Raw genomic sequence first — 14,901 nt, 5'->3', positions numbered from 1 at the left:
GCTGGGAAGTCTGGCTGAACGGCATGGAAGTCACGCAGTTCACCTATTTCCAGCAAGTGGGCGGCCTCGATTGCAAGCCGGTGCTGGGCGAGATCACCTACGGCATCGAGCGTCTGGCGATGTACCTGCAGGGCGTCGAGAACGTGTACGACCTGGTGTGGACCGAGTGGGAAGAGAACGGGGTCAAGAAAAGCCTGTCGTACGGCGACGTCTTCCACCAGAACGAAGTCGAACAGTCGACCTACAACTTCGAGCACTCGAACACCGACCTGCTGTTCCAGGCCTTCAACAACCACGAATCCGAAGCCAAGCGCCTGATCGAGCTGGAACTGACCCTGCCGGCCTACGAGCAGATCATGAAGGCCTCGCACAGCTTCAACCTGCTGGACGCGCGCGGCGCGATCTCGGTGACCGAGCGCGCCGCCTACATCGGCCGCGTGCGCACGCTGTCGCGCCTGGTGGCGCAAGCCTATTACGACTCGCGCGAGAAGCTCGGCTTCCCGATGGCGCCAAAGACTGAACAAGCCGCAGCCTGATAAGAATACTGACCATGAATCAAACACTCCTCGTCGAACTGCAGACCGAAGAACTGCCGCCGAAGGCGCTCGTCAAGCTGGGCGCGGCCTTTGCCGCCGGCATCACGAATGGCCTGAAGGCGCGCGACTTCCTGGAAGCCGACAGCGTCGCCACCACCTACGCCACCCCGCGCCGCCTGGCGGTGTCGATCACCAACGTGCGTGGCACTTCGCCCGACAAATCGATCCGCGAAAAAGTGCTGCCGGTGTCGGTCGCCCTGGACAAGGACGGCAACCCGAGTGCTCCATTGGCCAAGAAGCTGGCCGCGCTGGGCTTCCCCGACCTGCAGATCGCTGATCTGGAACGCGCCCAGGACGGCAAGGCCGAAAGCTTCTTCTACACCTACACCGCCGCCGGCAGTGCGCTGGCTGGCGCCCTGCAGGACGTGCTGGCGGACACCGTCACCAAGCTGCCGATCCCGAAGGTCATGAGCTACCAGCGCCCTGACGGCGCCACCGTGCAGTTCGTGCGTCCGGTGCACCGCCTGCTGGCCCTGCACGGCGACGCGGTGCTGCCGCTGTCGCTGCTGGGCCTCGCGGCCGGCCGCCAGACCATCGGCCACCGCTTCCTGTCGCACGGTGAGGCGTTCGACATCGACCACGCCGACAACTACGCGCGCGTGCTGGAAAGCGAAGGCAAGGTCATGTCGTCGGCTGAAGCGCGCAAGGACAGCATCCGCAAGCAGCTGCTCGAGAAAGCCGGCGCCGACCAGGTCCTGATGCCCGAATCGCTGCTGGACGAAGTGGCTGCGCTGGTCGAATGGCCGGTGGTGTACGAATGCCGCTTCGAGGACGAGTTCCTGGCCGTGCCGCAGGAATGCCTGATCCTGACGATGCAGACCAACCAGAAATACTTCGCGCTGACCGACAGCGAAGGCAAGCTGCGTTCGCGCTTCCTGATCGTGTCGAACATCGCGACCGATGATCCGACCGCGATCGTCGGCGGCAACGAGCGCGTGGTGCGCCCGCGCCTGTCGGACGCCAAGTTCTTCTTCGAGCAGGACAAGAAGAAGACGCTGGAGTCGCGCCTGCCGCAATTGAGCAGCGTGGTGTACCACAACAAACTGGGTTCGCAGGCCGAGCGCAGCGACCGCGTGACCAAGCTGGCCACCTGCATCGCCACCCGCCTCGGCTTCGACGCCTCGCTGGCGCAGCGCGGCGCGCGCCTGTCGAAGGCCGACCTGCTGACCGACATGGTGGGCGAGTTCCCGGAACTGCAAGGCATCATGGGCACGTATTACGCGCGCCACGACGGCGAGCACGACGAAGTCGCGCGCGCGGCCTCGGAACACTACCAGCCGCGCTTTGCCGGCGACGCCCTGCCGTCGACCAACACCGGCCTGGCCGTGGCGCTGGCCGACAAGCTGGAAACCCTGGTCGGCATCTGGGCCATCGGCCTGCAGCCGACCGGCGAAAAGGATCCGTTCGCGCTGCGCCGCCACGCGCTGGGCGTGATGCGCATGCTGGTCGAGAAGCGCCTGCCGCTGTCGCTGTCCGAACTGCTGGGCGACGCGGTCACCACCTTCGAAGGCCAGGCCGCATTCAAGGATCCACGCATTGAGGTCACCGCCTTCATGCTCGACCGCCTGCGCGGCATGCTGCGCGAGCGCGGCTTCTCGCCGAACGAAGTCGAGGCCGTGCTGGCCCAGAACCCGGACCGCGTCGACGACGTGGTGGGGCGCCTGGAAGCGGTGCAGGCCTTCGCCGCGCTGCCGGAAGCGGCCTCGCTGGCCGCCGCCAACAAGCGCATCACCAACATCCTCAAGAAGAACGAGGAAGCGTTGGCGCAAGCTGGCGAGGTCGATCCAGCTTTGCTGCAGGACGAAGCCGAGAAGAAGCTGGCCGCCGCCGTCACCCGCGTGCAGCCCGAAGTCGACGCCGCCTTTGCCGCGGGCGACTTCACCGGCACGCTCAAGACCTTGGCCCAGCTGCGCGACGAGGTCGATGCCTTCTTCAACGACGTGATGGTGATGGCCGAGGATGTCGCCCTGCGCAACAACCGCCTGGCCCTGCTGCGCTCCCTGCACGGCATGATGAACCGGGTGGCCGACATCTCCAAGCTGGCGGCATAAGAGAAGCACATGAAACTCATCATCCTCGACCGGGACGGCGTCATCAACCACGACTCGCCCGACTTCATCAAGTCGCCGCAGGAGTGGACGCCGATCCCCGGTTCGCTGGAAGCGATCGCCCGCCTCAATCAGGCAGGCTACCGGGTCGTGGTCGCGACCAACCAGTCAGGCATCGCGCGCGAACTGTTCGACATCGCGACGCTCAACGCCATCCACGCCAAGATGCACGCGGCCGCCCAGCTGGTGGGCGCGGACATCGACGCCATCTTCTTCTGCCCGCACGCGGCGATCGACGGCTGCGATTGCCGCAAGCCGAAGAACGGCATGTTCGAGGAAATCGGCAAGCGCTTCAAGATGAACCTGAAGGGCGTGCCGACGGTGGGCGACTCGCTGCGCGACCTGCAGGCCGGCTACAACAGCGGTTGCGTGCCGTTCCTGGTGCTGACCGGGAAAGGCGAGAAGACGCAGACCACCGGCGGCCTGCCGCCCGGCACCCAGGTCTTCCCCGACCTGGCGGCGATGGTGAGCGCGTTCCTGAAGCCCGCCGTGCAAGCCACGCAGGTGGCGCAAGCCATACCCGCGGTACAGACCAATAATTAAACGTAGTCCCTGTCCTGAATTAGACCGATTTGTCCGGAGCCCCTTTGCGTAATTTCAGCCTGTTCCTGCGTTCCCTGCTCTTTACGATCGTGATGATCGTCGCCACCGTGGTCTGGGCCTGCGTCTGCTTCCTGGCCGCTCCCCTGCCCTACAACAAGCGCTTCTGGGTGACCTCGCGCTGGAACGTCTTCATCATCTGGTGCGCACGCGTCATCTGCGGCATCCGCTACGAATTCAAGGGCTACGACAACCTGCCGGACGCGCCGGCGATCGTGCTGTCGAAACACCAGTCGGCGTTCGAAACCATCTTCCTGCTGCCCAACCTCACGCGCCCGCTGGTTTACGTCTTCAAGAAGGAAATCCTGTACATCCCGTTCTTCGGCTGGGCGATGGGATTGCTGCGCATGATCCCGATCGACCGCAAGCAGGGCAAGAACGCGTTCGCGCAAGTGGTCCGGCATGGAAAGCGTCGACTGGCGGATGGCCAATGGATTATCATGTTCCCGGAAGGGACGCGGATCCCCGTCGGCCAGAAGGGCAAGTACAAGAGCGGCGGCACGCGCCTGGCTGTGGAAACGCAGGCCGTGGTGGTGCCGATCGCGCATAATTCGGGCGAATGCTGGCCGAAGAACTCCTTCATCAAGCGCCCGGGCCTGATCACCGTCTCGATCGGCAAACCGATATCGCCGCAAGGCCATACCCCTGACAGCCTGATGCAAGAGGTAGAAAATTGGATAGAGTCGGAAATGCGCGTCATTTCGCCCCACGCCTACAAAGGTGGTTGAGCGACGTCGAAACCCAGATCAGGAATTCGAAACCCCAGCACACCATGGCATCTTCCAAGATGGACAGCCACCAGCTGGAACTGTTTGCACAAGAGTTTTTCGCGGCGCTCCGGCCTTCAGGCAAGCCGGCGCCGCCCGCGCAGCCGCTGTTCAAGGCGCCGCCCGCACCGCCCCGCATCAATCTTCCCGCGCCGCCGGTCGGCCCCAGTGATCCCCCTCTCAAGCGCATCGTGCTCGGCCAGCACGTGGTGGAGTACGCGCTGCGCCGTTCGTCGCGCCGCTCGATCGGCTTCACCATCGACGACGACGGCCTGCGCGTCACGGCGCCGCGCCGCGTCACCCAGATCGACATCGACAACGCGCTGCGCGCCAAGGGCCGCTGGATCGTCACCAAGCTGCTCGAACGCGGCGAACGGCGCGAACAGCGCCAGCAGCGCGCGCCGGTGGAATGGAAGGATGGCGCGCGCCTGCCCTACCTGGGCGGCGAGATCGTGCTGCGGCTGGAGGATGCGGAGCGCAGCCACTGCCAGTTCGACGAAGCCAGTCGCGAATTGTGGATCGGCGTGGTGCCGGGGCTGTCGGAGTGGCAGCTCAAGGAGCGCGTCAAGCTGTGGTTCCAGGCCCAGGCCAAGCGCGTGTTCGTGGAGCGGCTGGATCATTTCGCGCCGCGCTTGAACGTGGCGTACAGCGCGTTCGCGCTGTCGTCGGCCGGCTCGCGCTGGGGTTCGTGCACGGTGGGCGGGAGCATTCGCCTGAACTGGCGGCTGATTCACTATCCGCCGGCGCTGATCGATTACGTGGTAGCGCACGAGCTGGCGCATCTGCGCGAGATGAATCACAGTCCCGCGTTCTGGGCCACCGTCGCCGAGGTGTATCCGGATTACGATGGGGCGCGGCTTGCCTTGCGCAAGCGCTCGCACGAGATGCCGGTGTTGTTCGAGGAGTGATGTGCGGTGCCGGTGGATGGCGGTGCGCATGCCGCCATGCCGGCTTTGCCTATCGCCGCGTCGGCAGGTCCCCTGCCGACGCGTTCAACCAGCTTCAGACCAGCCGCAACACGATCCTTCAGCGCACATTCAATTCGTGCCGCGCCGCCACCAGATCGCGCATCGTGGCCAACTGCCCCTCCGACAGACAGCGGAACGGAATCGGCAAGGTGCCGCGCTTCAGAATCATCATGAACCCGCGCGAATAAGTGCGCACCGCACTCACGTCATCCCAGTCGATCAGCGTCACGCCGCCGCTGGTGCGCACGATGCCGTGTTCGTCGATAGTGAATTCATAGGTACGCCGGCCGCGTCCGAGCAGGACGAAATTGAGCGCCGCGCTGAACGTGCTTTTCAAACGCAGGAACAGGCTGGCCGGCCAGCGCACGCGGCGACGGCGGATCAGGAAGCCGCCGTGCTGCCACATGAAGCTGGTGTACTCGCGCAGCGTGTAGCGCACGAAGAAGTGCAGCGCGTCGAGCGGAAGAACACTGTTGCCGCGCTCCAGCTTGGGCGGCGCCGAAACCTTGTCGGGTGATCCAGGTGTCATGATCGTCTCCAGAGCCTGTGCGGCTTGCTCCTGGACCAGGACAGCCACTGGCTTTCCACTACCGACCGGCCTCGGGTGATTGAACGACAACATGGCCCATCCCCTTTTGTTTTGTACCGTGCAGATAGGAATGGTATCAAAACCTAGCGAATAACCCGTTGCAGGAGTTCAACAGTGCGCAGGGTCGCGCCGCGATGGCGCCGCGCGAACGCCAGCGCTTTCGCGCCCATTTCCATGCGCGCCGCATGGTCGCGCAGCAGGCGCGTCGCTTCACGCACCAGCGCGCCGGCGTCCGGCACGCGCAGCGCGGCGCCGTCGTCCACCGCTTCGATCGTGGCGTCGAGGAAGTTGAAGGTATGCTCGCCCACCAGCACCGGCTTGCCCAGTGCGCAGGCTTCGATCAGGTTCTGGCCGCCCAATGGCAGCAGGCTGCCGCCGATATAGGCGCAGTCGCAGGCGGCGTAATAGGCGAACATCTCGCCCATCGAGTCGCCCAATAAAACGTCGGCACCGTCGATGGCGTGCTCGAGGTCGAGCTGCGAGCGGCGCGCCAGCGACATGCCGCGCGCCGTGACCAGGCTAGCTACTTCGTCGAAGCGCTGCGGATGGCGCGGCACCAGCAGTAGCAGGCTGCCCGCCGGTTTGTCGGCCGACTGCCGCCAGGCGTCGAGGATCAGCGCTTCTTCGCCTTCGCGCGTGCTGGCGCACAGGAACACGGGACGTTCCGGGCCGCCGGCGCGGATGCGGCTGCGCAGCCAGTCGCCCTTTTCCAGCGCCGCAGCCGGTGGCGTGACGTCGAACTTGACGCTGCCCGTGACTTCCACGTTCGGCGCGCCCAGCGAGCGGATACGCCCCGCATCGAGTTCGGTCTGGGCCGCGACCAGCGTGAAGGCGCGCGCCGCTTCCCCCATCACGGCGCCGGCCTTCCGGCCGCGCTTGAGCGAGCGTTCGGACAGGCGCGCATTGGCCAGCACGATCGGCACGCCCATGCGCGCGCAGGCGTGGATCAGGTTCGGCCACACCTCGGTCTCCATCAGGATCACCGCGCGCGGCCGGTAGCGGCGCAGGAAGCGCCGGGTCATGCTGGCGGTGTCATAGGGCAGGTAAGCCTGCACCACCCGCTCGCCATGGTGCGCGAACAGCTGGCGCCCGGTGGCGCGCCCGGTCGGGGTCATGTGGGTCAGCAGGATACGGCAGTCCGGATAGGCCGCCAGCAGCGCATCGACCACAGGTTCGGCGGCGCGCGTCTCGCCCACCGAGACCGCGTGCAGCACGATGGTGGCTTGGCCCTCGGCGGGGCCGCTCAGGGCCAGGCGCTCGCCCCAGTGCTCGCGGTAGCCCGGCTCCTTGCGGCCGCGCCACCACAGGCGTCCGAGGACGGCCGGCAGCGCCAGCCACCACAGGCCGGAATACAGGGTGCGGTTCATGTGCGCGCCAGCAGTTCGCGCGCTGCCGCGATCACTTCATCGCTGGACGGCGGCGTGCCCAGGTCGCCGAGGTTGACGATGCGATCGGACCAGTTGCCCTCGGTCTTCCACTTGGGCGAATCGGCGTAGATCTCGATCGTTGGCCGCACGAAGGCGGCGGCGATGTGGGTCAGGCCCGTGTCGACGCCGACCGCCAGCGCCGCGTTCTGCGCCACCTTGACCGCGTCCATCATCGACAGCTTGGGCAGCACGCATGCGTTCGGCATCGCGGCAGCGAGGCTTTCCGCATCGGCGCGTTCGGCCGGCGAGCCCCACGGCAGCAGCACCGGCATCGGCGCCAGCGCTGCCGCCAGCGCAATCCAGTTGGCGTCGGACCACTTCTTGGCCGCGCGCGCGGTACCGTGGAAGAACACGGCGTAGTCTTCGCGCGGCAAAAAGTCGGGACGCGTATCGGCGGCTTGCGGCGCCGGCAGGCCGAAGTCGGGCGCGGTATCGACCGGATAGCCGAGCGCCTTGCCGGCCACCAGGCGGCCACGCGCCACCGCATGGGTGCGCGGGTCGAGTGGGATGCTGTCGGTGTGGAAGATGCGCGAGATGCCTTCGTAGCCCGAGCCTTCGCTGCCGTTGGCCAGGCCGACCTTCCTGCCGCCCTTCTTCACCCGCGCGGCGCCCATGATGATGCCGGTCTTGAGCAGGCCCTGGGTGTCGAACACGACGTCGTATTCGTCCTCGCGCAAATTTGCGAAGAAGGCGCGGATCTCGGCCCGCGTCTCCTTCTTGCCCAGGCTCTTGCGCCAGCGCCGCAGCGACCATGGAATGATCTTGCGCACGTTGGGATTCAGGCGCACCAGACTGACGTAGCCCTCTTCCACCACCCAGTCGATCGTGGCGCCGGGATGGCGGCGCAGCAGGTCGGCCACCATCGGCAGGTTGTGCAGGACGTCGCCCAGCGACGACACGCGCACGAGTAAGATCTTCAAGCGCTAGCCTCAGAACGGCAGATCGGCGCCCGGCTTGGCGGCCAGGATCACGCTCTTGAATTCACCCTGGATGCGCGCTAGCGCTTCCGGGTTCTCGCCTTCGAAGCGCAGCACCACCACCGGCGTCGTGTTCGACGAGCGCGCCAGGCCGAAGCCGTCGGCGTACTCGACGCGCAGGCCGTCGATGTCGTTGATCTTTTCCGAGGTCGGGAAGGTGGCGTTGGCGCGCAGGCTGTCGATCAGGGCGAAGTTCTCGCCCTCCTGCAGGTTCAGGTGCAGTTCCGGGGTGCTGCTGGCGATCGGCAGGCCGTTCAGCAGCGCCGATGGATCGGCTTCCTTGGTCAGGATTTCCAGCATGCGCGCGCCCGAGTACAGGCCGTCGTCGAAGCCGTACCAGCGGTCCTTGAAGAAGATGTGGCCGCTCATCTCGCCGCCCAGCGGCGCGCCGGTTTCCTTCAGCTTGGCCTTGACCAGCGAGTGGCCGGTCTTCCACATCAGCGGCTTGCCGCCGTGCTGTTCGATGTACGGGGCCAGGTGACGGGTGCACTTGACGTCGTACAGGATCTCGCCGCCCGGATTGCGCGACAGGACGTCGGCCGCGAACAGCATCATCTGGCGGTCCGGGAAGATGATCTGGCCATCCTTGGTGACCAGGCCCAGGCGGTCGCCGTCGCCATCGAAGGCCAGGCCGATCTCGGCGTCGGTTTCCTGCAACGCCTTGATGACGTCCTGCAGGTTTTCCGGGTGCGCCGGGTCCGGGTGGTGGTTCGGGAAGTGGCCGTCGACTTCGCAGAACAGTTCGATGACCTCGGCGCCCATGCCACGGAACAGGTCGCCGGCGAAAGCACCGGCCACGCCGTTGCCGCAATCGACCACGATCTTGATCGGGCGCGCCAGCTTGACGTCGCCAATGATGCGCTCGAGGTAGGCGGCGCGGATGTCGTGGGTGCCGTACTCGCCGCGCTGCTCGGCGACCTTGCCGTCATAGGCCGCGATGCTGTCGTGCAGGCCGGTAATAGCGTCGCCATAGATCGCATCGCCCGCCATCACCATCTTGAAGCCGTTGTAGTCCGGCGGATTGTGGCTGCCGGTGACCATGATGCCCGAGCGGGTGTCGAGCACGTTGGTGGCGAAATAGACCATTGGCGTCGCGACCATGCCCAGGTCGATCACGTCGACGCCGGCGTCGCGCAGGCCTTCGGCCAGTGCACCGGCCAGTTCCGGGCCCGACAGGCGGCCGTCGCGGCCGATCACGACCTTGCGCTCTCCCTTGGCCAGCGCGGCGGCGCCGAAAGCACGGCCGATGTGGCGTGCGATGCCGGCATCCAGCGTCTTGTCGATGATGCCGCGGATGTCATAGGCCTTGAAGATCGTTTTCGAGAGAGCAACCATTTTCTTCCTTGGAGTACGTGGAGCAAAGCGCATGCAGCCCGGTAAAGGCGGCATCGTTGCAGGTGTTGGAGGAATGACAAAATTGCCTGCTATTGTACCGGCAAGCGCTGGCGCGTGGGAGTGGCGCGGGATCGGTGCGACGATTGGAGAAACTTGAAAGACGATCGGAGATACTTCGTGACGCCGCTGGGGATGCGCGTCAGTGCAGGATGGGGCATCAAAGCTGGCGATGACAGCAAGCCACCGGCGCCGGCGTTCGATCACGCCGGCACGATCGCTGGATCGCCGCAGCTAGCTGCTGCGGCCCAGCATGCCGCTCCGGCTGGCGGAGCGGCGTGGCATCAAACGCGCAGGTCGTCGATCGACTTGCCGCCTTCGACCCATTCCTTGACCCACTTCGGCTGACGGCCGCGGCCGGTCCATTGCTGATTGTTGTCTTCCGGGTGGCGATAACGCACGGCGACCGAGGCGCCTTTCGAACCGCGGCCGGCGGCGGCCATCAGGTCTTTCAGCGGCACGCCGACGCTTTGCGCGATGGCCAGGATTTGCTCGCGTGCTTTTTGCACTTCCTGCACTTCGCGTTTTTTCATTTCCTGCTTGATTTGTTCCTGCAGGTTGCGCAAATCGCCTACGGACATATTCGACAGATCCATCATCGTTCCTCGTTCGTTAAAAATGAATACAGATTCAGCAATTGCTCGCTGTGGGAATTCTCACCAATTGTCGCAATATACTAACATCAATATTACACCATTAGTCCTTCTTGCTTAAAAAAAGCCAGCGTGGGGACTTGAATCGAACAATACGACCGTACAACCAGAGGTAACTGATTATGAACAACAAACAGAAAAACATCAGCACTCCGGTATTCTTCCAGAACACCGTTGCGGGTATCACTGCTGTGAGTGAAAACAGCCATAAATAAGGCGATGTACGCGCATTGCGTTTCATCAGTGCGCGTGCTTCGCGCGGGCCTACCGTCCATTGCACGATACGTCTGAAAATCAAACTGTGCAGGTGAATCCCGTCCGGCATTGCCGGCGACTTGCCGCGTACAAACATGCGGCGATAAGCGGAAAAGACGGTTTCGAATGCGGGATAAATCAGGAGCAGCGCCGCATACCAGGTCGATACATCGGGATTGCGCATCACCAGCAGCAATGCCAGTTCGCCCAGCAGGAATCCGAGAAAATAAGCGCCGCCATCGCCGAGGAAAATCAGGCCCACCGGATAGTTCCAGATCAGGAAGCCGGCGGCGGCGCCGGCCACGATCAGCGCCGCCACCAGTACGAACATATCGCCCACCTGCAGCGCCACGTAGGCCAGCGACAGCAGCATGAAGATGCATACCACGCTGGCCAGGCCGTTGAAGCCGTCGATGATATTGACCGCGTTGGCGATGCCGGCCACCGCCAGCAGCGTCAGCGGCAGCACCAGCCAGGGCGCCTGCAGCACCAGCACACCCCACGGGAAATCGAGCCGCACCACGCGCGCATCGAGCAGCCAGTATCCGAGCCCGGCCGCAACCATCGTCAATAGCAGACGGCGGCCCGGCGACACCTTTCCCGTATAGTCTTCGACTATTCCACCGGAGAGTGCAATCGCGCCGCATGCAATCAAGGTCATCAGCCATGGCGCCAATGCCGGCTGGCGTAAAACGGAAATTCCGGAAGCGACAATCACGGCGAGGAAAATCGGAATACCGCCAATGCGCGCTACCGCATGCGTATGCACTTTCTGCACTCCACCGAAATCGCCATCGAGCGCCATCCCGTTTTTGCGCGCGAACTTAATCACCAGCAGTGTCAGCAATGCACACGACAGGAAGCTCACGAAAAAGGAGAACATTATTGTTTTCTTTCGGCGCCATTCATGGCGCTTCTCCATGAAGCAGCGGCAGGGAAATAGCACAGCCACAGCTTCAGTAATTCAGTACGGCTCAGTATGCGTCTCCACATTCGCCTGCATGAACCGAATTAATGCCATTCATGCACGATTCATTGTACCGGAATGAATCGGCGATCCCAGGCGCACGGTTTTATCGTGCTCGCCGTGTTGGAAATGAGTCAAACGATGCTCGCGCACCGCTGGACGGCGCAGGCGAATGGTGTAGTAAGCGGGAGTTCAGCGCAGGCACAGCGCCAGCGCATCGCGCCAGTCGGGCAGGCGGCAAAAACGGTGCGTCAGCTTGGCGCTGTTCAGGCGCGAATTGGCGGGCCGGCGCGCGGCTTGCGGATAATCCCTACTTGCGATCGGCGTCACGCGGGAGGCGCTCCCGGTTTCTTCCATGATCGCCTGCGCAAAACCGGCCCAGCTGGTTTCGCCGCCGGCGGCCAGGTGATATATCCCGCGCGATTCGCGCCACCAGCGCGCGCCGCCGATCTGCGACTGCACCAGGATGTGGGCCGTGGTCTGGGCCACGGTGCGGCTCCAGGTCGGCGCGCCGATCTGGTCGTCGACCACCCTCACCTCGTCCTGGCCGGCGGCCAGACGCAGCATCGTGCGCAGGAAGTTATGGCCGTGCATGCCGTACACCCAGCTGGTGCGCAGGATCAGGTAGGGAATGCCGGACGAGACGATAGCCTGCTCGCCCAGCATCTTGGTTTCGCCGTACACGTTGAGCGGCGCGGTGCGGTCGCCTTCCACATACGGCGTGTCCTTGGCGCCGTCGAACACGTAGTCGGTCGAAAAGTGCACCAGCGCCGCGCCCACTTCGCGCCCCACCAGCGCCATCACGCCGGGCGCCTGGGCATTCACGCGCAGGGCCAGCTCCGGTTCGCTTTCGGCGCGGTCCACCGCGGTATAGGCGGCGGCGTTCACGATCAGGTCCGGCTGCAAGTGGCGCACGCAGTCGCGCACCTGGTCCAGGTTGGCCAGGTCGAGCCGGTCGCGCCCACAGGCGACGATCTCGCCCAGACCCTGCAGGCAGCGCAGCAGCTCGTAGCCGACCTGGCCGTCGGCCCCCGTGAGCAGGATCTTCATGCGAACCCCTTGTCCTCGATGAGCAGGATCTTCATGCGAACACCTCGGCCGCGGCCAGCGGCGTGCCGCCCAGATCCTTGGGCGACAGGATCGGCGCGCACGGCAGCGGCCAGTCGATGTCCAGCGCCGGGTCGTTCCACAACAGCGTGCGTTCGTGCTGCGGCGACCAGTAGCCGGCGGTCTTGTACAGGCATTCGGCGTGTTCGCTCAGGGTCACGAAACCATGCGCGAAGCCGGGCGGCACCCACAGCTGGCGCCGGTTATCGGACGACAGCTCGGCCCCGATCCAGCGTCCGAAGCTGGGCGAACTGCGGCGCAGGTCGACCACCACGTCGTACACGCTGCCGGCGATCACGCGCACCAGCTTGCCCTGCGGGACGCCAATCTGGTAATGCAGGCCGCGCACCACGCCGCGGCGCGAGCGCGAATGGTTGTCCTGCACGAAGTCGGGCGCCAGGCCGGTGGCGTCGCGAAAGCGCTGCGCATTGAAGCTCTCGTAGAAGAAGCCGCGCTCGTCCTCGAACACCTGCGGCTCGATCAGGAACACGCCATCGAGCGCGGTAGCCATGCACTTCATCGCGGCACCCGGTCGCCCAGCACGCGCAGCAGGTACTGGCCGTAGCTGCCGTTGCCGACCGAATGCGCCAGCCGTTCCAGCGCGCCGGCGTCGATGTAGCCGCGCCGGTAGGCCACTTCCTCGGGCACGCCGATCTTGAGGCCCTGGCGGTGCTCGATGGTGGAGATGAACTGCGAGGCGTCCAGCAGCGAATCGCAGGTGCCGGCGTCGAGCCAGGCGAAGCCGCGTCCCATCAGCTCGACGTGCAGCTTGCCGGCTTCCAGGTAGGCGCGGTTGACGTCGGTGATTTCGAGCTCGCCGCGCGCCGACGGCGCGATCGAGGCCGCGATGTCGGCCACCTGGCCGTCGTAGAAATACAGGCCGGTGACGGCGTAGCTCGATTTCGGCTGCGCCGGCTTTTCCTCGATCGACAGCGCATTGAAGCGTGCATCGAATTCCACCACGCCGTAGCGCTGCGGATCGAGCACATGGTAGGCGAAAACGGTCGCGCCTTCAGCGCGTGCGCCGGCGGCCAGCATGCGCGGCTCGAGGCCGTCGCCGTAGTACAGGTTGTCGCCCAGGATCAGGGCCGAGGGCTGGCCGTCGATGAAGCGGCGCCCGATCAGGTAGGCCTGGGCCAGGCCTTCGGGTTTCGGCTGCACCGCATACTGCAGGTTCAGGCCCCACTGGCTGCCGTCGCCCAGCAGCTGCTCGAAGCGCGACTGGTCGTGCGGGGTGCAGATCACCAGGATGTCGCGGATCCCCGCCAGCATCAGCGTCGTCAGCGGGTAATAGATCATCGGCTTGTCGTACACCGGCAGCAATTGCTTGGAGATGGCCACCGTCATCGGATACAGGCGCGTGCCGGAGCCGCCGGCCAGGATGATGCCTTTACGTGCGCCTTGTGCCTTTGTCTGTCCCTGCGCCATCATGCCTGCCCCCGCGTGCCGTAGTTGCGTTCGACCCATTCCTGGTGGGCGCCGTTCTGCACCCGCGCCACCCAGTCCTGATGGTCAAGGTACCAGCGCACCGTGTGCTCGAGGCCAGTGTTCACGTCGTGCGCCGGTTGCCAGCCGAGTTCGCGCCGGATCTTGCCGGCATCGATCGCGTAGCGGCGGTCGTGGCCGGGGCGGTCGGCAACGAAGGCGATCTGCTCGCGCCGGCTGCGCTCACCGGGCACGAGCCGGTCGAGGATATCGCACAGCGACTGGACCACGTTGAGGTTGGTCATTTCGTTGGAGCCGCCGATGTTGTACATCTGGCCCGGAGTGCCGGCCTCGAGCACGCGGCGGATCGCGGCGCAGTGGTCGCCCACATACAGCCAGTCGCGCACCTGCTGGCCGTCGCCGTAGACCGGCAGCGGCTTGCCGGCAAGCGCATTGGTGAGCATCAGCGGGATCAGCTTTTCGGGGAACTGGAATGGGCCGTAATTGTTCGAACAGTTGGTGGTCAGCGTCGCCAAGCCGTAGGTGTGGTGCCAGGCGCGTACCAGGTGGTCCGAGGCCGCCTTCGAGGCCGCGTACGGGCTGTTCGGTGCGTAGGACGTGGTTTCGCTGAATGGCGGGTCATGCGGGGCCAGCGTGCCGTAGACTTCGTCGGTGGACACGTGCAGGAAGCGGAATGCCGCACGCTTCCCCTCGTCCAGTTCGGCCACATACGTGCGCGCCGCTTCCAGCAGCGTATAGGTGCCCTGCACATTGGTCTGCACGAAGTCGCCCGGCGCGTGGATCGAGCGGTCGACGTGGCTCTCGGCTGCGAAGTGCAGGATGGCGCGCGGCCGGTGCCGGCGCAGCAGCTGCGCCACGAGCGCGGCGTCGTTGATGTCGCCGCGCACGAACAGGTGGCGCGGGTCGTTCTCCAGGCCGGCCAGATTCTCCAGGTTGCCCGCATACGTGAGCTGGTCCAGGTTCACGACCGGCTCATCCGTCCCGGCCAGCCAGTCGAGAATGAAGTTGGATCCGATAAAACCAGCACCACCAGTAACCAAAATCATTTA

Annotated in this window: 15 protein-coding genes; 5 read left to right on the top strand and 10 right to left on the bottom strand. The window is 65.0% G+C overall.

Annotation, left to right across the window (positions count from 1 at the left end; genetic code table 11):
* From RTQ83_RS21900 to RTQ83_RS21880, 5 genes are all read left to right on the top strand, one after another.
* Positions 1-536, top strand: a 536-nt coding sequence (locus RTQ83_RS21900; protein WP_312519408.1) for a glycine--tRNA ligase subunit alpha, incomplete at its 5' end; no start/stop codon positions are given.
* Between the two features lie 14 nt (positions 537-550).
* Positions 551-2,647 carry a glycine--tRNA ligase subunit beta gene (gene glyS, locus RTQ83_RS21895; RefSeq protein WP_312519405.1) on the top strand — a complete coding sequence of 699 codons (2,097 nt, stop codon included), beginning with the start codon at positions 551-553 and terminating at the stop codon, positions 2,645-2,647.
* Positions 2,648-2,656: 9 nt separating this feature from the next.
* Positions 2,657-3,247, top strand: a complete 591-nt coding sequence (gmhB, locus tag RTQ83_RS21890) for a D-glycero-beta-D-manno-heptose 1,7-bisphosphate 7-phosphatase (RefSeq protein WP_312519402.1) — start codon at positions 2,657-2,659, stop codon at positions 3,245-3,247.
* A gap of 44 nt (positions 3,248-3,291) precedes the next feature.
* Positions 3,292-4,032, top strand: coding sequence for a lysophospholipid acyltransferase family protein (locus tag RTQ83_RS21885; RefSeq protein ID WP_312519399.1), 741 nt, complete (start codon positions 3,292-3,294; stop codon positions 4,030-4,032).
* Positions 4,033-4,076: 44 nt separating this feature from the next.
* Positions 4,077-4,979, top strand: coding sequence for a SprT family zinc-dependent metalloprotease (locus RTQ83_RS21880; protein WP_312519396.1), 903 nt, complete (start codon positions 4,077-4,079; stop codon positions 4,977-4,979).
* Positions 4,980-5,097: 118 nt separating this feature from the next.
* Here the strand turns inward: RTQ83_RS21880 and RTQ83_RS21875 are convergent, their stop codons facing one another.
* From RTQ83_RS21875 to rfbB, 10 genes are all read right to left on the bottom strand, one after another.
* Complete coding sequence (locus RTQ83_RS21875) at positions 5,098-5,661, bottom strand: YcxB family protein (protein ID WP_312519393.1); 564 nt, start codon at positions 5,659-5,661, stop codon at positions 5,098-5,100.
* A 50-nt stretch (positions 5,662-5,711) separates the two neighbouring features.
* On the bottom strand, positions 5,712-6,995 hold the full coding sequence (gene waaA, locus RTQ83_RS21870) for a lipid IV(A) 3-deoxy-D-manno-octulosonic acid transferase (protein ID WP_312519391.1): 1,284 nt from the start codon (positions 6,993-6,995) through the stop codon (positions 5,712-5,714).
* Positions 6,992-7,975 (bottom strand): lipopolysaccharide heptosyltransferase I, encoded by a 984-nt coding sequence (gene waaC, locus RTQ83_RS21865; RefSeq protein ID WP_312519388.1) that lies wholly within the window; start codon positions 7,973-7,975, stop codon positions 6,992-6,994. Before waaC ends, waaA begins: the two co-directional genes overlap by 4 nt.
* A gap of 9 nt (positions 7,976-7,984) precedes the next feature.
* On the bottom strand, positions 7,985-9,367 hold the full coding sequence (locus RTQ83_RS21860) for a phosphomannomutase/phosphoglucomutase (protein ID WP_312519385.1): 1,383 nt from the start codon (positions 9,365-9,367) through the stop codon (positions 7,985-7,987).
* Between the two features lie 341 nt (positions 9,368-9,708).
* On the bottom strand, positions 9,709-10,020 hold the full coding sequence (locus RTQ83_RS21855; RefSeq protein WP_312519418.1) for an H-NS histone family protein: 312 nt from the start codon (positions 10,018-10,020) through the stop codon (positions 9,709-9,711).
* Between the two features lie 100 nt (positions 10,021-10,120).
* Complete coding sequence (locus tag RTQ83_RS21850) at positions 10,121-11,215, bottom strand: glycosyltransferase (protein ID WP_312519382.1); 1,095 nt, start codon at positions 11,213-11,215, stop codon at positions 10,121-10,123.
* A 276-nt stretch (positions 11,216-11,491) separates the two neighbouring features.
* Complete coding sequence (gene rfbD / locus RTQ83_RS21845; RefSeq protein WP_312519380.1) at positions 11,492-12,349, bottom strand: dTDP-4-dehydrorhamnose reductase; 858 nt, start codon at positions 12,347-12,349, stop codon at positions 11,492-11,494.
* A gap of 31 nt (positions 12,350-12,380) precedes the next feature.
* Positions 12,381-12,926: a dTDP-4-dehydrorhamnose 3,5-epimerase gene (gene rfbC, locus RTQ83_RS21840; RefSeq protein ID WP_312519377.1), complete on the bottom strand. Its 546-nt coding sequence runs from the start codon at positions 12,924-12,926 to the stop codon at positions 12,381-12,383.
* The gene (gene rfbA / locus RTQ83_RS21835; RefSeq protein ID WP_312519374.1) at positions 12,923-13,837 is read right to left on the bottom strand and encodes a glucose-1-phosphate thymidylyltransferase RfbA; all 915 of its coding nucleotides are present in this window, start codon (positions 13,835-13,837) and stop codon (positions 12,923-12,925) included. Before rfbA ends, rfbC begins: the two co-directional genes overlap by 4 nt.
* Positions 13,834-14,898, bottom strand: a complete 1,065-nt coding sequence (gene rfbB / locus RTQ83_RS21830; RefSeq protein WP_312519371.1) for a dTDP-glucose 4,6-dehydratase — start codon at positions 14,896-14,898, stop codon at positions 13,834-13,836. The genes rfbA and rfbB overlap by 4 nt, the downstream gene beginning before the upstream one ends.
* Positions 14,899-14,901 lie beyond the last annotated feature (3 nt).

The sequence above is a fragment of the Massilia sp. genome, from assembly GCF_031995545.1.
In the GTDB taxonomy this organism is placed as follows: Bacteria; Pseudomonadota; Gammaproteobacteria; order Burkholderiales; family Burkholderiaceae_D; genus Telluria.
Note: the sequence above shows the minus strand (reverse complement) of the source record. Positions and strands in the feature narration are given on the sequence as shown.